This is a genomic window from Micromonospora sp. DSM 43699 (assembly GCF_055517075.1).
Map to the genome: position 1 here is coordinate 7,625 of NZ_JBTMMT010000078.1, position 20,579 is coordinate 28,203.

The 20,579-nt window shown below is 74.7% G+C and carries 1 protein-coding gene; it reads left to right on the forward strand.

The window, feature by feature from the left end:
- Positions 1-20: 20 nt before the first annotated feature.
- The coding region (locus AC0AIB_RS27165) for a type I polyketide synthase (protein ID WP_465097737.1) at positions 21-20,579 on the forward strand (20,559 nt) is incomplete at its 3' end.

A 20,579-nucleotide genomic window follows, 5' to 3' on the forward strand; every position in this document is an offset into this window, starting at 1 on the left:
TCCCACGTACGGAGTACATGATGTCCACGTCAGCAGATAAGGCCGTCGAGGCGCTTCGGGCTTCGCTCAAGGAGACCAGCCGGCTCAAGCAGCTCAACCAGCAGCTGACTGCGGCGGCCCGGGAGCCGATCGCGATCGTCGCGATGTCCTGCCGCTACCCGGGCGGGGTGTCCGACCCGGACCAGCTGTGGGACCTGGTGGCCTCCGGTGGGGACGCCATCGGCGGCTTCCCCACCGGCCGGGGCTGGGACCTGGACAACCTGTACGACCCGACCGGCGAGCAGTCTGGCCGCTCCAGCACCCGGCAGGGCGGCTTCCTCTACGACGCGGCGGAGTTCGACGCCGACTTCTTCGGCATCTCCCCGCGCGAGGCGCTGGCGATGGACCCGCAGCAGCGGCTGCTGCTGGAGACGTCCTGGGAGGCGTTCGAGTCGGCCGGCATCGCCCCCTCGTCCGTGCGGGGTCAGAAGGTCGGCGCGTTCGTCGGCACCGCCGCCAACGGCTACGGCGTCGGGCAGGACGGCGGCGCGGACGGCGCCGACGAGGGCTACCTGCTGACCGGCACCGTCACCAGCGTCGTCTCCGGGCGGATCGCGTACGCGCTGGGTCTGGAGGGACCGGCCGTCACCGTCGACACCGCCTGCTCGTCGTCCCTGGTCGCGCTGCACCTGGCCTGCCAGGCGCTGCGGGCCGGCGAATTCGACCTGGCCCTGGCCGGCGGCGTCTGCGTCATGGCCACCCCCAGCCCCTTCGTCGGCTTCTCCCGGCAGCGCGGACTCGCCTCGGACGGGCGGTGCAAGTCGTTCGCCGCCGCCGCGGACGGCACCGGCTGGGCCGAGGGGGTCGGCCTGCTGCTCGTCGAGCGCCTCTCCGACGCCCAGCGCAACGGCCACCGGATCCTCGCCGTCATCCGGGGCAGCGCGATCAACCAGGACGGTGCGTCGAACGGGCTCACCGCCCCGAACGGCCCCGCCCAGCAGCGGGTGATCCGGCAGGCGCTGAGCAACGCCCGGCTCACCACCGCCGACGTGGACGCCGTCGAGGCGCACGGCACCGGCACCACTCTCGGCGACCCGATCGAGGCGCAGGCGTTGCTCGCCACGTACGGGCAGGAGCGCGGTGGGGGCGACCCGCTGTGGCTCGGCTCGATCAAGTCGAACATGGGGCACAGCCAGTCGGCCGCCGGTGTCGCGGGCGTCATCAAGATGGTGATGGCCATCCGGCACGGCGTCCTGCCCGCCACGCTGCACGTCGACGAGCCGTCCCCGCACATCGACTGGTCGGCCGGTGCGGTCGAGCTGCTCACCGAGGCCCGGCCCTGGCCGGAGCTGGACCGGCCCCGCCGGGCGGCCGTGTCGTCGTTCGGCATCAGCGGCACCAACGCCCACGTCATCCTCGAACAGGCCGAGCCCGTCCCGGCTCCCGTACCGGAGCAGCCCGGCCTGCTCGCCACCCCCGCCACGGTCTGGTCGCTGTCGGCCCGCTCCACGCCCGCCCTGCGGGAGCAGGCCGCCCGGCTCGCCCGGTACGTCCGCGCCCACGACGACGTCGACCCGGCCCGACTGGCCTGGTCGCTGGCCACCACCCGGTCCGCGTTCGAGCACCGGGCGGCCGTGGTGGCCGTCGACCCGGCGCAGCTCCTGGCCGGGCTGGACGCCCTCGCCGCCGGCACCCCGGCCGGCACCGTCGTCACCGGCGTGGCAGGTGAGTCGGGCGAGGGCCCGGTCTGGGTCTTCCCGGGTCAGGGCGCGCAGCACGTGGCGATGGCGGTCGGGCTGATCGGCACCTGCACGGTCTTCGACGAGGCCCTCGCCGAGTGCCAGGCCGAGTTCGACAGGTGGCTCGACATCGACGTGGTCGCCGTGCTGACCGGTACCGACGACTCGTGGCTGGCCCGCTCCGAGGTCGCCCAGCCGGCCCTGTTCGCCGTCGGCGTGGGCCTGGCCCGGCTGTGGCGGCACGCCGGGATGACCCCCCGGGCCGTGATCGGCCACTCCCAGGGTGAGATCGTGGCCGCCCACGTGGCCGGGGTGCTGTCGCTGGCCGACGCGGTCAAGGTCCTGGCGCTGCGGCTCCGGGCGCTGGCCGCCATCGCCGGCACCGGGGCGATGGCCGCGATCGACCTGCCGGCCGCCGAGGTCACGGCACGCCTCCCCGAGGGCGTCACCGTGTCCGTCGTCAACGGCCCCGGCACCACGGCGGTCGCCGGGCCGCCGCAGGCCGTCGCGGACCTGGTCGCGGCGTGCGTCGCCGACGGCGTCCGGGCCCGGCCCGTGGCCGTCGACTACGCCTCGCACTCCCCGGCCGTGCAACCGGTCGCCGACCGGGTACGCACCGAACTGGCCGGTCTCACCCCGCGCGAGGGCGACGTCCGGATCGTCTCCACGGTCACCGGGACCTGGTGCGACGGTGCCCGGATGGACGCCGACTACTGGGCCGACAACCTGCGCCTGCCGGTGCTGTTCGACACCGCCGTGCGGACCGCGATCGCCGCCGGGCATACGGACTTCGTCGAGGTCTCGCCGCACCCGGTGCTGACGATGTCGCTGACCGCGATCCTCGACGACACCGGCACCACCGGTCGGGCGCTGGCCACCCTGCGTCGCGGCGAGGATGCGGCGCTCCGGCTGCTCACCAGCCTCGCCACCGCCCACGCGAACGGGCTGCCGGTGGACCACCGCCGGGTCCTCGCCCCCGCGCCGATCCTCACCGACCTGCCCACGTACGCCTTCCAGCGCCAGCGCTACTGGCCCGAGCGGACCATGCCCGCCGCCGCCGGGCCGGTCAGCCCCGATGTCGTCGACGTCGAGTTCTGGTCGGCCGTGGAACGCTCCGACGTGGCGGCGCTGGCCGCCCAGCTCGAGGGCGGCGCCGCCGACGCGGAGGTGCTCGCTCCGGCGTTGCCCGTGCTGTCGTCCTGGCGCAGGGCCCGGCTCCAGCGGGCGGTGCTGGACGGCTGGTCGTACCGGGTGGTGTGGAAGCCCGCCACCCCGTCCGGCGGGGCCACCCTTGCCGGCGATCTGCTCGTGGTGCGGCCCGCCCCCGACGCGGCAGTGGACGGCTGGCTGGACCTGCTCGCCGCCGCCCTTCCCGACGGGGTGACCGTGCGGACGTTGGCCGTCGACCCGGCCCAGGTCACCCGGCAGGAGCTGACCGAGCGGCTGGCCGGGCACCGCGAGACGCCGCCGACCGCCGTGGTTTCCCTGCTCGGCCTGGCCGACGCGGAGTACCCCGGCCACCCGGGCATCCCCACCGGGCTGGTCGCCACCACCCGCCTCGTGCAGGCGACGCAGGACGCCGACCTGACTGTGCCGCTGTGGTGCGTCACCCGGGGCGGCGTCGGCACCGGACCCACCGAGCCGGTCGCCAGCGCCGCCCAGCACGCGCTGTGGGGTCTGGCCCGGGTCATCGGCCTGGAACACCCCCGCGCCTGGGGCGGCCTGGTCGACTTGCCCGCCGAGCCGGACGCCGCCACCTGGACGGAGGTCGCCCGCATCCTCGCCGACGCCGGGGACGAGGACCAGTTCGCCATCCGCCCCTCCGGCACCTTCGTGCGGCGGCTCACCCGCACCACCGCCCGCGCCGCCGGACAGGTCACCCCGTGGCGACCGCGCGGCACCGTGCTGGTCACCGGCGGCACCGGTGCCATCGGCGCGCAGGCGGCCCGCTGGCTCGCCGACAACGGCGCCGAGCACCTGGTGCTGACCAGCCGCCGTGGCCTCGACGCCGCCGGCGCCCGCGAGCTGGCCGACGAGCTGGCTGCCACCGGCGTACGGGTCAGCGTCGTGGCCTGCGACATGGCCGACCGTGACCAGGTGGCCGCGCTGGTCGCCGGGCTGGACGACGCAGCCCCGCTGACCGCCGTGCTGCACGCCGCCGGCATCACCCAGCTCACCCCGCTTGTCGACACCGACCTCGACGTGTTCGACCACGTCATGGCCGGCAAGGCCGCCGGCGCCGGGTACCTCGACGAGCTACTCGGCGACCGGCAGCTCGACGCGTACGTCACGTTCGCCTCGATCTCCGGGGTGTGGGGCAGCGGCGGGCAGGGCGCGTACGCGGCCGCGAACGCGTACCTCGACGCGCTCGCCGAGCAGCGTCGCGCCCGGGGACTCACCGCCACCTCGATCTCCTGGGGCGCCTGGGCCGAGGGCGGCATGGCCACCACCGAGGAGGCCCAGCGGTTGCTCAGCCGCCGCGGCCTCAACCCGATGCAGCCGGCCGCCGCGCTGCTCGCCCTGCGCCGCGCCGTCGAGCACGGCGAGACCTGCCTGACCGTCGCCGACATCGACTGGGCGCACTTCGCCCCCGCGTACGCGTCCGCCCGGCCCCGGCCGCTGCTCGCCGACATCCCCGAGGCGCGCGACGCCCTGTCCCCCCGCCCCGCCGACGAGGTCGCCGACTCTGCCGGTGAGCTGCGTCAGCGGCTGCTCGCCCTGCCCCGCGCCGAACGGGACCGCCAGCTCACCGACCTGGTCCGCGACCACGCCGCCGCCGTGCTCGGCCACGCCGGCACCGACGCCGTGCGGCCCAGGCGGGCGTTCCAGGAGCTGGGTTTCGACTCGCTGACCGCCGTCGAGCTGCGCAACCAGCTCACCGGCGCGACCGGGCTGGCCCTGCCCACCACCCTGGTCTTCGACTACCCCAACCCGGCGACCCTGGCCGGGCACCTGGCGTCCCTGCTGCGCCTGGACGACGCCGGGGCCGCCCCCACCGGGACGCCCGCCACCGCCGCCGGTGCCGCCCGCACCGACGAGCCGATCGCCATCGTCGGGATGAGCTGCCGCTACCCGGGTGGGGTCAGCGACCCCGACGGGCTGTGGGACCTGGTCGCGCAGGGCCGCGACGGGATCACCGAGTTCCGCACCGACCGGTACTGGGATATCGACCGGCTGCTTGCGGCCGACCCCGGGGCGTCCGGCCGCTCGTCCACCCGGCACGGCGGGTTCATCGACCGGGCAGGCGAATTCGACCCGGTCTTCTTCGGCATCTCGCCGCGTGAGGCGCTGGCCATGGACCCGCAGCAGCGGCTGCTGCTGGAAGCCACCTGGGAGGCGTTCGAGCAGGCCGGCGTCACGTCCGACGCCCTGCACGGCACCTCCACCGGCGTCTTCGTCGGCGCGTCCCCGTCCGGTTACGGCACCGGCGACGAGACCCCCGACCTGGACGGCTACCGGCTCACCGGCGGCGCGCACAGCGTCATCTCGGGGCGGGTCGCCTACACGTTCGGTCTGGAGGGGCCGGCCGTCACAGTGGACACCGCCTGCTCGTCGTCGCTGGTCGCGCTGCACCTGGCGGTGCAGTCGCTGCGGCAGGGCGAGTGCGGGCTGGCGATCGCCGGCGGCGTGAACCTCATGGTCACTCCGGGCGCGTTCGTCGAGTTCACCAGGCAGGGCGGGCTCGCCGCCGACGGTCGTTGCCGCTCCTTCGCCGCCGCCGCCGACGGCACCGGTTGGGGCGAGGGCGTCGGCGTGCTGCTGGTCGAGCGGCTCTCCGACGCGCGGCGCAACGGCCACCGGATCCTCGCCGTCGTCCGGGGCAGCGCGGTCAACCAGGACGGCGCGTCCAACGGGCTGACCGCACCGAACGGGCCGTCGCAGCAGCGGGTGATCCGGGCCGCCCTGGCCAACGCCGGCCTCACCGCCGCCGACGTGGACGCCGTCGAGGCGCACGGCACCGCCACCATCCTGGGCGACCCGATCGAGGCGCAGGCGCTGCTCGCCACGTACGGGCAGGACCGGGACGGTCGGGAGCCGCTCTGGCTCGGCTCGATCAAGTCGAACATCGGCCACACCCAGGCCGCCGCCGGCGTCGCCGGCGTGATCAAGATGGTCCAGGCGCTGCGGCACGGCGTCCTGCCCCGCACCCTGCACGTCGACGAGCCCACCCCGCACGTCGACTGGTCGGCCGGTGCGGTCGAGCTGCTCACCGAGGCCCGTCCCTGGCCGGAGACCGGCCGGCCGCGCCGCGCCGCCGTCTCCTCGTTCGGGGTCAGCGGCACCAACGCGCATGTCATCGTCGAGGAGCCGCCGGCCGAGGTCGTCGACGGCGAGGTGGTCGAGTCCGCCCCGCCGCCGCTCGTGCCGGTGCTGCTCTCCGCCCGCGGCGACGGGCTCGCCCGGCAGGCCCACCGCTGGGCCGACCGGTTCGCCGCCGCCGACCGGCCCCGGCTGGTCGACGTCGGCTGGACGTCGGCGACCGCCCGCGCGGCGTTGGAGCACCGGGCCGTGCTGCTCGCCGCCGACCACGACGAGCTGACCGCAGGGCTGCGCGCCCTCGCCGTCGGCGAGCCCACCGACGCCGTCGTGACCGGCCGCGCCGCCGACCGTGGCCAGCTCGCGGTGCTCTTCTCCGGTCAGGGTGCGCAGCGCGCCGGCATGGGTCGGGAGTTGTACGAGGCGTTCCCGGTGTTCGCGTCGGCTCTCGATGAGGTGTGTGGGTTCCTGGATGGTCTGTTGCCGCAGCCGTTGAGGCCGGTGTTGTTCGCCGAGGCGGGTTCGGCTGGGGCGGGGTTGTTGGATCGGACGGTGTTCACGCAGGCGGGGTTGTTCGCGGTCGAGGTGGCGTTGTTCCGTCTGGTGGAGTCGTTCGGTGTGGTGCCGGACTTCGTGGGTGGTCATTCGGTCGGGGAGATCACGGCCGTGTATGTGGCGGGGGTGTTGTCGCTGGAGCACGCGTGCACGCTGGTCGCGGCGCGGGGTCGGTTGATGCAGGCGTTGCCGGCGGGTGGCGGGATGTTGGCGGTGGCGGCGTCCGAGGCGGACGTGTTGCCGACTGTGGATGGTGTGGTGGGTCGGGTGGGTGTGGCGGCGGTGAATGGGCCGTCGTCGGTGGTGGTGTCCGGTGAGCTGGCGGCTTTGGACGAGGTGGAGCGGGTTTGGCGGGGTCGGGGTGTGCGGACGCGTCGGTTGACGGTGAGCCACGCGTTCCACAGTCCGTTGATGGAGCCGATGTTGGCGGAGTTCCGGGCGGTGCTGGACGGGTTGGTGTTCTCGACGCCGTTGGTGCCTGTGGTGTCGAATCTGACCGGGGCGCTGGCCGACCCGCAGGAGTTGGCCGGTGTCGACTACTGGGTGCGGCACGTCCGGGATGCGGTCCGGTTCGCTGACGGGATCGCGGCCCTGCGGGCCGCCGGCGTCGACACGTTCGTCGAGGTCGGGCCCGGCCCGGTCCTCACCGCGCTGGTACGGGAGGCCCTCGGCGGGGACGGCGAAGCCGTGGTGGCGGTGCCGACCCAGCGCCGGGACCGCCCCGAGCCGCGCGCCCTGCTCACCGGCCTGGCGGAACTCTTCGCCGCCGGTGGCACCGTCGACTGGGCCCCGGTCTTCGGTGCCGCCGCCACCCGGGTCGACCTGCCCACGTACGCCTTCGCCGAGGAGCGGTACTGGCTGCGTCCCGCCGGCCGCGCCTCGGACGTCTCCGTCGCCGGCCTCGGCGCCGCCCGCCACCCGCTGCTCGCCGCCGCCGTCCGGCTGGCCGGCGAGGACGCCGCCGTGCTCACCGGCCGGCTGTCGGTGTCGGCCCAGCCGTGGCTGGCCGACCACGTGGTCGCCGACGCGGTGATCGTCCCCGGCACCGCGCTCGTGGAGCTGGCGCTGCGGGCCGGTGACGAGTTCGGCCCCTGCCGGGTACGGGAACTGACCATCGCCGCCCCGCTCGTGCTACCCGCTCAGGGCGGGGTGCGGGTGCAGGTCCGGGTCGGCCCGCGCGACGGCGCGGGCTGGCGGGCCGTCGCTGTGCACTCCCAGCCCGACCACGACCCGGACGGTGAGTGGGTGCGGCACGCCGAGGGCGTGCTCACCGCGGTCGACCCGACCGAGGACGTCGGCCTCGGCACGTGGCCCCCGGCGCACGCCGTCGAGGTCGACCTCGACGGCTGGTACGACGCCCTCGCCGGCCACGGCATGACGTACGGGCCGGCGTTCCAGGGCCTGCGGCGGGCGTGGACGGCCGGCGACGACACCGTCTACGCCGAGGTGGCCCTGCCCGTGGCCGCGCCCGACGGGGTCGCCGGCTTCGGCGTGCACCCCGCCCTGCTGGACGCCGCCCTGCACCCCACCGCCCTGCTGCCCGGCGACGGCACCACCGGCCCGAAGGCGCCCTTCGCCTTCGAGGGCGTCCAGGTCCACGCCGTCGGCGCGGACACCCTTCGGGTCCGGCTGACCCGGGCCGGCGCGGCGGTGCGGATGCTCGCCGTGGACGACACCGACCGGCCTGTCGTGTCCGTCGACTCCCTCGTGCTGCGCGAGTTGACAAGCATCGACCCGTCGGCGGCCACCCTGGCCGCCCGGTCGCTGTTCCGGGTCGCCTGGCAGGCCGAGCGGCTCGTCCCCGCCCCGTCGACCGTCGCACGGGCGCTGCTCGGCGCCTCCGTGCCGACCCTGCCCGACGCGCCCGCGTACCGGGGCGTCGCCGAGCTGGTCGCCGCCGGCGACGTACCCCCGCTGGTGCTGCTGTCCGTGCCCGCGACGCCGGCCGGCCTGGCGGCGGAGGCTGTGCCGGCCGCCGTCCGCTCGGCCACCGCCGCCGTGCTCACCGAGCTGCAGGGGTGGCTGACCGCCGACGCCGACGCCCGGCTCGTCGTGGTCACCCGCGACGCGGTGCGGCCCGGCGACGCGGGCCCGCCCGGAGACCTGGTCGGCGCGGCCGTGTGGGGCCTCGTCCGCTCCGCCCAGTCCGAGCACCCCGGCCGGATCGTCCTGGCCGATCTCGACCGGGACCTCGACGAACCCGCCGTCGCGCTGCTCGCGGCCGCCGCCGACGACCCGGCCACTGCGCAGCTCGCGGTCCGCGGGAACGTGGCTTTCACCCCCCGGCTGGTACGCGCCGACGCCCCACCTGTCGACGACCCGCGTCTGCGCGGCGGCACCGTCCTCGTCACCGGTGGCACCGGTGCGCTCGGCGGCCTGCTCGCCCGGCACCTCGTCACCGAGTGGGGCGTGGACTCACTCGCCCTGGTGAGCCGGCGTGGTCCCGATGCCGACGGTGCGGCCGAGCTGGCCGACGAGCTGACCGGCCTCGGCGCCCGCGTCCGGGTGCTCGCCTGCGACGTCACCGACGTCGACGCCGTGCGGTCGCTCGTCGGCCGACTCACCGACGGCGAGCGCCTCGCCGGGGTGGTGCACACCGCTGGTGTCCTCGACGACGCCGTCGTCACCGGCATCGACCCGGACCGGCTGGCCCGGGTGCTCGCCCCGAAGGTCGACGCCGGCTGGTGGCTGCACGAGGCCACCGCCCACCTCGACCTCGACCTGTTCGTCGTGTTCTCCTCGATCGCCGGGGTGCTCGGCTCGCCGGGCCAGGGCGCGTACGCGGCGGCGAACGCGTTCCTCGACGCCCTCGCCGCCCACCGGCGCGACAGTGGGCTGCCCGCCCACTCCCTGGCCTGGGGAATGTGGGACACCGACGGCATGGCCGCAGGGCTCAGCGCGACCGACCGGTCCCGGGTGTCCCGCTCCGGTCTCGGTCTGATCACCGCCCCGGTCGGCATGGCGCTGTTCGACGCGGCGGTCGCCGCCGCCGACGCCGCCCTCGTCCCGGCCGTGGTGGACCTGCCGGCCATGCGGGCGGCGGCCAGCGCCGCCGGCGTACCGCCGATGCTGCGCGCCCTCGTCGGCACGGCCACCGTTCGGCGGCAGGCCGGCGGTGGCGCGGCCGACGGCTGGGCGCAGCGGCTCGCGGCGCTCGCCCCCGACGAGGCCCGAGCCCAGGTCGACACCCTCGTGCGGGGCCTGGTGGCGCAGGTGCTGGGGCATGCCGGCGCGGAGGCGGTGCCGGCGGACCGGGCGTTCCGGGAGCTGGGCTTCGACTCGTTGACGGCGGTGGACCTGCGTAACCGGGTCAACGCGGCGACCGGCCTGCGGCTGGCCTCGACGCTGGTCTTCGACCACCCGACGCCCGCCGCCCTCGCGGCGTACGTACACGAGCAGATCACCGGCGAGATCGCGGCCCGCCCCGACGCGGTGGCCGCCACCGGCGTGGACGAGCCGGTCGTCATCGTCGGCATGGCCTGCCGCTACCCCGGCGGGGTGGAGAGTCCCGAGCAGCTCTGGGAGCTGCTGACCGCCGGCGGCGACGGCATCGGCGAGTTCCCCACCGACCGGGGCTGGGACCTCGACGCCCTCTTCCACCCGGACCCCGACCACGCCGGCACCTCGTACGCGCGGCACGGTGGCTTCCTGGCCGGGGCGGCCGAGTTCGACCCGGGGTTCTTCGGGATCTCGCCGCGCGAGGCGGTCGCGATGGACCCGCAGCAGCGGCTGCTGCTGGAGGCGTCCTGGGAGACGTTCGAGTCCGCCGGCATCGACCCGGCGCGGGTGCGGGGCAGCCGCACGGGCGTGTTCGCCGGCCTGATGTACCACGACTACGCCTCCCAGGTGCAGGAGCTGCCCGAGGGTCTGGAGGGCTACATCGGCACCGGCAACTCCGGCAGCGTCGTCTCGGGCCGGGTGGCGTACACGTTCGGCCTGGAGGGGCCGGCGGTCACCGTGGACACGGCGTGCTCGTCGTCGCTTGTCGCGCTCCACCTCGCCGTGCAGGCGCTGCGGTCGGGGGAGTGCGACCTTGCCCTGGCCGGCGGCGTGACGGTGATGGCCACGCCGGGCACGTTCGTCGAGTTCTCCCGCCAGCGTGGGCTCGCCGCCGACGGGCGGTGCAAGTCGTTCGCCGCGTCGGCCGACGGCACCGGCTGGTCGGAGGGCGTGGGCATGCTGCTGGTGCAGCGGCTCTCCGACGCCCGGCGGGACGGCCGGACCGTCCTCGCCGTGGTGCGGGGAACGGCTGTCAACCAGGACGGCGCGTCGAACGGGCTGACCGCGCCTCACGGCCCGTCGCAGCAACGGGTGATCCGGCAGGCCCTGGCGAACGCCCGCCTGTCCACGGCGGACGTGGACGCCGTCGAGGCGCACGGCACCGGCACCACGCTCGGTGACCCGATCGAGGCGCAGGCGCTGCTTGCCACGTACGGGCAGGAGCGGGAGGGCCGGGAGCCGCTCTGGCTCGGCTCGATCAAGTCGAACATCGGGCACACCCAGGCGGCGGCCGGGGTGGCCGGCATCATCAAGATGATCATGGCGATGCGGTACGGCGTCCTGCCCTCCACCCTGCACGTCGACGAGCCCTCCCCGCACATCGACTGGACCGGGGGCTCGGTCGAACTGCTCACCGAGGCGCGGCAGTGGCCGCAGACCGGCCGGCCGCGTCGGGCCGCCGTGTCCTCGTTCGGGGTCAGCGGCACCAATGCCCACGTCGTCATCGAGCAGCCGCCCGCCGACACCCGGCCGGTCCCGGCCGGGACGACGCCGGGCCGGGCCCGGCCCGCCCCGGTGCTGCTCTCCGCCCGCTCCGACGCCGCGCTCGCCGCGCAGGCCGACCGCTGGGCCCGCCGGCTCGCCGCCGACGAAACCCGGCTCCCGGTGGACGTCGGCTGGTCGTCAGTGGTCAGCCGCGCCGTCCTCGAACACCGCGCCGTGGTCGCCGCCGCCGACCGGGGCGAACTGCTCGCCGGGCTGCGGGCGCTCGCCGCCGGCTCGCCCGCCGTCGGGGTCGTCGCCGGTACGGGGCCGGCGCGCGGCCGGCTCGCCGTCCTCTTCTCCGGCCAGGGCGCGCAGCGCGCCGGCATGGGTCGGGAGTTGTACGACGGGTTCCCGGTGTTCGCCTCGGCGCTCGACGAGGTGTGCGGGCATCTGGACGGGCTGCTGCCGCAGCCGCTCCGTGACGTGCTGTTCGCTGCCGAGGGCTCGCCCGAGGCGGAGCTGCTGGACCAGACCGTCTTCACCCAGGCCGGGCTGTTCGCGGTCGAGGTGGCGCTGTTCCGGCTGGTCGAGTCGTTCGGTGTGGTGCCCGACTTCGTCGGCGGGCACTCCATCGGCGAGGTCACCGCCGCCCACGTGGCCGGGGTGCTGTCCCTGGCCGACTCGTGCGCGCTGGTCGCCGCCCGGGGCAGGCTGATGCAGGCCCTTCCGACGGGCGGCGGGATGCTGGCCGTGGCCGCGTCGGAGGCGGAGGTGCTCGCCTCCCTGGACGGCCTGACCGACCGGCTCGGCATCGCTGCCGTCAACGGGCCGAACGCCGTCGTCGTCTCGGGGGCCGTCGACGTGCTCGACGCGGTGGAGGCCGCCTGGCAGGGCCGGGGCGTGCGGACCCGTCGTCTGCGGGTGAGCCACGCGTTCCACAGCCCGCTGATGGAGCCGATGCTCGCCGACTTCCGGGCCGTCCTCGCCGGCCTGACGTTCCGGGCGCCGCTGGTGCCCGTCGTGTCGAACCTGACCGGCGCGCTCGCCGACCCGCAGGAGCTGACCCACGCCGACTACTGGGTGCGGCACGTCCGTGCGGCCGTCCGGTACGCCGACGGCGTCGCCGCCCTCCGGGACGCCGGTGCCGGCACCTACCTGGAGATCGGCCCGCAGAGCGTCCTCACCGCTCTGAACGCCGACCTGCTCGCCGACGACGCCCTGGTGGTCGCCGCGCAGCGGCGGGAGCGGTCCGCCGGGCAGGCCCTGCTGCACGCCCTGGCCGAGCTGCACGTCACCGGTGTCCCCGTCACCTGGACCCAGTGGTACGCCGGAACGGACCCGCAGCGGGTCGACCTGCCGACCTACGCGTTCCAGCACGAGCGCTACTGGCTCGGCGTGGGCCGGGCCCGCGCGGGCGACGTCACCGGAGCCGGACTCGGGGCCGCCGGGCACCCGCTGCTCGGCGCGGCGGTCACCGTCGCAGGGGAGGACATGGTCGTCCTGACCGGCAGGCTGTCCGTCGCCACCCACCCCTGGCTCGCCGACCACGTCGTCGCCGGCGCGGTCATCGTGCCCGGCACCGCCCTCGTCGAGCTGGCCGTCCGGGCCGGCGACGAGGTGGGCGCGTCCCGGGTACGGGAGCTGACCATCGCCGCGCCGGTGGTGCTGCCCGAGACCGGCGGGGTGCGTGTGCAGGTGCGCGTCGGTCCCGCCGACGAGACCGGCAGCCGGCCGGTGGCCGTCCACGCCCAGTCGGAGGGTGACCCGGAGGCCGACTGGGTGCGGCACGCCGACGGCGTGCTCGAGACGTCTGTGCCGGACGAGCCGACGGTGGGTGTGTGGCCGCCGGTCGGGGTGTCCGAGGTGGATCTGGCGGGTTGGTACGAGACGCTTGCCGGGCATGGCCTGGGGTATGGGTCGGTGTTTCAGGGGTTGCGGCGGGTGTGGGTCGGTGATGGTGAGGTGTTTGCCGAGGTCGCGTTGCCGGATGAGGTGGTGGGGGAGGCTGTCCGGTTCGGTGTGCATCCGGCGTTGCTGGATGCCGCGTTGCATCCGGTCGGGTTGTTGCTGGTGGAGGGGGCCGGTGGTCCGCGGGTGCCGTTCGTGTTCGGGGGTGTGCAGGTGCACGCTGCCGGGGCGGGGGTTCTGCGGGTGCGGTTGACCCGGGTGGGTAGTGCGGTGCGGTTGGTCGCTTCCGACGGGTCGGGTGCGCCGGTGGTGTCCGTGGACTCCCTCGTCCTGCGCGAGATGACCGGTCTGCCGGCCTCCGGCGCGGCGGCCCGGTCGCTGTTCGCGCTCGCGTGGCAGCCCGAGGAGGTCACCCCGGCCGACGAAACCTCCGGTTGGGTGCTGCTCTCCGGAGGCCTGCCGGTCGGCGGCCTGGACCTCCCGGCGTTCCCGACCGTCGAGGCGCTTGTCGAGGCGGTCGACGCGGGGCGGACCGAGGTGCCGCGCGCGCTGCTGCTGCCGCTCTCCGCCGCGGGCCCCGGGGCGTCCGTCCCGGACACCGTCCGCGCGGTCACCGCCGACGTGCTGGCCGCCGTACAGACCTGGCTGGCGGCCGGCGCGCTCGCCGACACGAAGCTCGTCGTCGTGACCCGGAGGGCCGTGGCCACCCGGGACGGAGAACCGGTGACCGACCTGGCGGGCGCCGCCGCGTGGGGCCTGCTGCGCTCGGCCCAGACAGAGCACCCGGGCCGCGTCGTCCTGGCCGACGTCGACGACCTGGACGCGGGCGCCCTCGCCCTGCTGACCCGGGTCGCCGCCGACCCGGCCCCGACTGGCGGTCAGCTCGCCGTCCGCGAGAGCGGCGTGTTCGTGCCGCGTCTGGTGCGGGCGTCGGCGGGGGGCACGCCGGTTGTCGGTGAGGGCACCGTGCTGGTCACCGGCGGTACCGGGGCGCTCGGCGCCCTGGTGGCCGAGCATCTGGTCACCGCGCACGGCGTGCGGTCGTTGCTGCTGGTGTCGCGGCAGGGTCCGGCAGCTGCGGGTGCGGACGTGCTGGTGGAGCGGTTGTCCGGCCTGGGTGCCGCAGTCCGGGTGGTGGCCTGTGACGTCACGGACCGGGAGCAGGTGGCAGGGCTGGTGGCCGGTGTTCCCGGTCGGCTGGCCGGTGTGGTGCACACCGCCGGTGTGCTCGACGACGGTGTGGTCTCGTCGATCACCGCGGAACGGCTGGCGGATGTGCTGGCGCCGAAGGTGTCGGCCGGTTGGCTGTTGCACGAGGCGACGACAGGGCTGGACCTGGACCTGTTCGTGCTGTTCTCGTCGATGGCGGGGGTCCTCGGTTCCCCGGGTCAGGCGTCGTACGCGGCGGGCAACGCGTTCCTGGACGCGCTTGCCGTGCAGCGTCGGCAGGTGGGTCTGCCGGCGGTCAGTCTGGCGTGGGGGATGTGGGACACCCCGGGTATGGCGGCTTCGGTGTCCGAGGCCGACCGCAACCGTTCGGCGCGTGCGGGTGTCACCCCGATGAGCGCGCGGACCGGACTGGAACTGCTCGACGCCGCCCTGGGAGCGGGCCAGCCGGCGCTCGTGCCTGCGGTGCTCGACGTACCGGCGATGCGGGCCGCCCTCGGTGCCGGCGGCCAGGTGCCGGCGGTGCTGCGCGCCCTGGTCGGTGCGACGGTCGCCCGTCGGCAGGTCGGCCAGGGCGGCGACTGGGCCGACCGGCTGGCCGGCCTGACCCCGGACGAGGGCCGTGCACAGGTCGCGCTGCTGGTGCGGGGTCTGGTGGCGCAGGTGCTCGGGCACGGTGGGGTGGAGGCGGTGCCGGCGGATCGGGCGTTCCGGGAGTTGGGTTTCGATTCGTTGACGGCGGTGGACCTGCGTAACCGGGTCAACGCGGCGACCGGGTTGCGGTTGGCCTCGACGCTGGTCTTCGACCACCCGACCCCGGCCGCGCTCGCCGAGCACCTTTACGAGCAGGTCTCCGGCCAGATCACCGCCCGGCGGTCGACGGTGCGGGCCGTCGACGCCGACGAGCCGATCGCCATCGTGGGGATGGCCTGCCGCTACCCGGGCGGGGTCGACAGCCCGGACCAGCTCTGGGCACTGCTGGCCAGCGGCGGGGAGGGCATCTCCGAGTTCCCGGCCGACCGGGGCTGGGACCTGGGGTCGTTGTTCGATCCGGACCCGGACCGCAGTGGCACCTCGTACACCAGGCACGGCGGTTTCCTGGCCGGGGCGGCGGACTTCGACCCGGGGTTCTTCGGGATCTCGCCGCGTGAGGCGGTCGCCATGGACCCGCAGCAGCGGTTGCTGCTGGAGGCGTCGTGGGAGTCGTTCGAGTCGGCCGGGCTGGATCCGCAGCGGTTGCGCGGCAGCAGCACGGGTGTGTTCGCGGGTGTGATGTACCACGACTACGCCTCGCGGCTGGCCGACCTTCCTCCGGACGCCGAGGGATATGTCGGTACGGGTACGTCGGGCAGTGTCCTGTCGGGTCGGGTGGCGTACACCTTCGGTCTGGAGGGTCCGGCGGTCACCGTCGACACCGCGTGTTCGTCGTCGCTGGTCGCCCTGCACCTGGCGGCGCAGGCGTTGCGGTCGGGGGAGTGTGATCTGGCGCTGGCCGGTGGTGTGACGGTGATGGCGACGCCGGGGACGTTCGTGGAGTTCTCCCGGCAGCGGGGTCTGTCGGCTGATGGTCGGTGTAAGTCGTTTGCGGCGTCGGCGGACGGTACCGGCTGGGGTGAGGGTGTGGGTGTGCTCCTGGTGGAGCGGCTTTCCGATGCGCAGCGGCGTGGGCACCGGGTTCTTGCGGTGGTGCGGGGTAGTGCGGTGAACCAGGATGGTGCGTCGAATGGGTTGACGGCGCCGAATGGTCCGTCGCAGCAGCGGGTGATTCGTCAGGCTCTTGCCAACGCGCGGCTGTCGACGGCGGATGTGGATGTTGTCGAAGCGCATGGCACCGGGACCACGCTGGGTGATCCGATCGAGGCGCAGGCGTTGTTGGCGACGTATGGGCAGGGTCGGTCGGGGGGTCGGCCGTTGTTGTTGGGGTCGGTGAAGTCGAATCTTGGTCACACGCAGGCGGCGGCGGGTGTGGCGGGTGTGATCAAGATGGTTATGGCGATGCGGCATGGTCTGGTGCCGGCGTCGTTGCATGTGGATGAGCCGTCGCCGCATGTGGACTGGTCGGCGGGGGCGGTGGCGTTGGCGACGGAGGCGATGCCGTGGCCGGTGGTGGATCGGCCGCGTCGGGCGGCGGTGTCGTCGTTCGGGATCTCCGGCACGAATGCGCATGTGATCATCGAGCAGCCGCCGACGGCGGATGTGACCGAGGCTGCGGAGCTGTGGGTGCCGGTGGTGGTGCCGGTGTTGCTGTCGGCGCGGTCGGAGACGGTCCTGGCCGCGCAGGCGGGCCGGTGGGCCCACTGGCTGGCAGGCGACGAGACGTTGCGTCCGGTGGACGTGGGCTGGTCGTCGGTGACGACCCGCCCGGCCCTCGAACAGCGGGCCGTGGTGACCGCCGCCGACCGTGAGGACCTGCTGGCTGCCCTGCGCGCCCTCGCCGCCGGTGAGCCGTCGGGCCCGGTGCTGACCGGCACCCCGGAACAGCGTGGGCACCTCGCCCTGCTCTTCTCCGGTCAGGGTGCGCAGCGCGCCGGGATGGGTCGGGAGTTGTACGAGGCGTTCCCGGTGTTCGCGTCGGCCCTTGACGAGGTGTGTGGGTATCTGGACCGGGCACTGCCGCAGCCGCTCCGGGGGGTGTTGTTTGCCGAGGTGGGCTCGGTTGAGGCGGGGTTGTTAGATCGGACGGTGTTTACGCAGGCGGGGTTGTTCGCGGTCGAGGTGGCGTTGTTCCGGTTGGTGGAGTCGTTCGGTGTGGTGCCGGACTTCGTGGGTGGTCATTCGGTCGGGGAGGTCACCGCCGCGTACGTGGCGGGGGTGTTGTCGCTGGAGCATGCGTGTGTGTTGGTGGCGGCGCGGGGTCGGTTGATGCAGGCGTTGCCGGCGGGTGGTGGGATGTTGGCGGTGAACGCGTCCGAGGTGGACGTGGTGGCCACCTTGGGTGGCATGGATGACCGGGTGGGTGTGGCGGCGGTGAATGGGCCGTCGTCGGTGGTGGTGTCTGGTGAGTTGGCGGCTTTGGACGAGGTGGAGGCGGTGTGGCGGGGTCGGGGTGTGCGGACGCGCAGGTTGGTGGTGAGTCATGCGTTCCACAGTCCGTTGATGGAGCCGATGCTCGCCGAGTTCCGGGCCGTGGTCGCGGGGTTGACCTTCACGTCACCGCTACTGCCTGTGGTGTCGAATCTGACCGGGGCGTTGGCTGATCCGCAGGAGTTGACCGGTGTCGACTACTGGGTGCGGCATGTGCGGGAGGCGGTGCGGTTCGCCGATGGTGTGGCGGCCCTGCGGGCTGCTGGTGTCGACACGTTCCTGGAGGTGGGTCCGCAGAGTGTGTTGACCGCGTTGGCCGGTGACATCTTGCCGGGTGACGGGGGTGTGCTCGCGGTCGCTGCGCAGCGTCGGGATCGGTCCGAGGTGGAGGCCCTGCTCGCTGCCCTGGGTGAGCTGCACGTCCATGGGGTTGCGGTCACCTGGGCGCAGTGGTTCGCCGGTGCGGGCGCGCGGCGGGTCGACCTGCCGACGTACGCGTTCCAGCACCAGCGGTACTGGCCCGGGGCGGGCCGTCCCCGGGTCGGCGACGTGTCCGGGGCCGGGCTGGGCGACGCCGGGCACCCGATGCTCGGTGCGGCAGTGGACCTGGCCGGTGGCGACGAGGTGGTGCTCACCGGCCGGCTGTCGCTGGCCACACACCCCTGGCTGGCGGACCATGCGGTGTCCGGCGTGACGCTGGTCCCGGGCACCGCGCTCGTGGAGCTGGCCGTGCGGGCCGGCGACGAGGTCGGCGTCTCCCGGGTACGCGAACTCACCGTCGCCGCGCCGCTGGTCGTACCCGAGGCGGGCGGTGTGCGCGTCCAGGTACGGGTGGAGGCGTCCGACGGCTCCGCGCAGCGCGCCGTGGCCATCTACTCGCGCCAGGACGACGACCCCGAAGCGGGCTGGGTGCGGCACGCGGAGGGCATCCTCGAGACGTCTGTGCCGGACGAGCCGACGGTGGGTGTGTGGCCGCCGGTCGGGGTGTCCGAGGTGGATCTGGCGGGTTGGTACGAGACGCTTGCCGGGCATGGCCTGGGGTATGGGTCGGTGTTTCAGGGGTTGCGGCGGGTGTGGGTCGGTGATGGTGAGGTGTTTGCCGAGGTCGCGTTGCCGGGTGAGGTGGTGGGGGAGGCTGTCCGGTTCGGTGTGCATCCGGCGTTGCTGGATGCCGCGTTGCATCCGGTCGGGTTGCTGCTCGTGGGGGAGACCGGTGGTCCGCGGGTGCCGTTCGTGTTCGGGGGCGTGCAGGTACACGCGTCCGGCGCCTCGGTCCTGCGGGTACGGCTGACCCGGGCGGGTAGCGCGGTGCGGCTGGTCGCTTCCGACGGGTCGGGTGCGCCGGTGGTGTCCGTGGACTCCCTCGTCCTGCGTGAGATGACCGGTCTGCCCGCCCCCGGCGCGGCGGCCCGGTCGCTGTTCGAGGTGCGCTGGCAGGCCGGCGAGGCGCCGACGGCCCGGCAGCCGTCCGGCTGGGCGCTCCTGACCGGCGGTGCGGAGGAACTGGTGACCCGGGCCGGGCTGCCGGCGTACCCGGACGTGGCGGCCGTGCTGGACGCCGTCGCGGCGGGTGCGGACGCGCCCCAGGCGCTCGTGCTGCCGGTCCTCGGCGTGGCCGAGCCGGCCGATGGCCTACCCGAGACGGTACGGACGGTGACGTCCGACGTGCTACGTGCGGTCCAGGAGTGGCTGGCCGCCGATGCCCTGGCCGAAACGCGGCTGGTGGTGCTGACCCGGGGCGCGGTGTCGGCGCGGGACGGGGACCCGATCGCGGACCTGGCGGGGGCCGCCGTCTGGGGCCTGCTGCGGTCGGCCCAGTCGGAACACCCGGGCCGGATCGTCCTCGCCGACCTCGACGCCGACGTGGAGCCGGCGCTGCTCGCCACGCTCGCCGGCGTGGTGAGAGGGGGCGGGGACGACCAACTGGCCGTCCGCGAGAGCGGCGTGTTCGTGCCGCGTCTGGTGCGGGCGTCGGCGGGGTCGGTGTCGCCTCTCGGTGAGGGCGCGGTGCTGGTGACCGGTGGTACGGGTGCGCTGGGCGCGCTGGTGGCGGAGCATCTGGTCGCGGCGTATGGGGTGCGGTCGTTGGTGCTGGCGTCGCGGCAGGGCCCTGGGGCCCGGGGTGTGGACGTGTTGGTGGAGCGGTTGTCGGGTCTGGGTGCGTCGGTGCGGGTGGTGGCATGTGACGTGACGGATCGGGAGCAGGTGGCGGGGCTGGTCGCCGGGGTGGTCTCGGGGGGTCGGTTGGCGGGTGTGGTGCACACGGCGGGTGTGTTGGACGACGGGGTGGTCTCGGCGATCAGCCCGGAACGGTTGGCGGGTGTGTTGGCTCCCAAGGTCACCGCCGGGTGGTGGCTGCACGAGGCGACGGCGGGTCTGGATCTGGATCTGTTCGTGCTGTTCTCGTCCGTGGCGGGTGTGTTGGGTTCGCCGGGGCAGGCGGCGTATGCGGCAGGCAATGCGTTTCTGGACGCCCTGGCGGTGGTCCGGCGTCAGGCGGGTCTGCCGGGGGTCAGTCTCGCGTGGGGTATGTGGGACACGGACGGCATGGCCGCCTCGGTGTCCGAGACGGACCGGGCCCGGTCGGCCCGGGCCGGCCTCATGTCGATGAGCGCGCAGACCGGGCTGGAGCTCTTCGACGCCGCATGCGGTGCCGGCCGGCCGGCCCTGGTGCCCATGGTGGTCGACCTGCCCGCCCTGCGCGCGGCGGCCACCGACGGGACCGTGCCGCCCATGCTGCGTACCCTCGCCGGACCGACCACGACCCGCCGGCAGGCGGGACGGGACACCGGCGGGTGGGCCGGGCGACTCGCCGGGCTCACCGAGGACGAGGGCCGTGCACAGGTCGCGCTGCTGGTGCGGGGTCTCGTGGCCCAGGTGCTCGGGCACGGTGGGGCGGAGGCGGTGCCGGCGGATCGGGCGTTCCGGGAGTTGGGTTTCGATTCGTTGACGGCGGTGGACCTGCGTAACCGGGTCAACGCGGCGACCGGGCTGCGGTTGGCCTCGACGCTGGTCTTCGACTACCCGACCCCGGCCGCGCTCGCCGACCACGTATGGTCCGAGTTAGCTGGCGTGCGCGCGGCGACCGCCGAGCCGACGGCCGGCGTCGCCGCAGGCTCCGACGAGCCGATCGCGATCGTGGGGATGGCGTGTCGGTATCCGGGTGGGGTGGAGAGTCCGGATCAGTTGTGGGAGTTGTTGGTCTCGGGTGGGGACGGGGTGGGGGAGTTTCCGGTTGATCGGGGT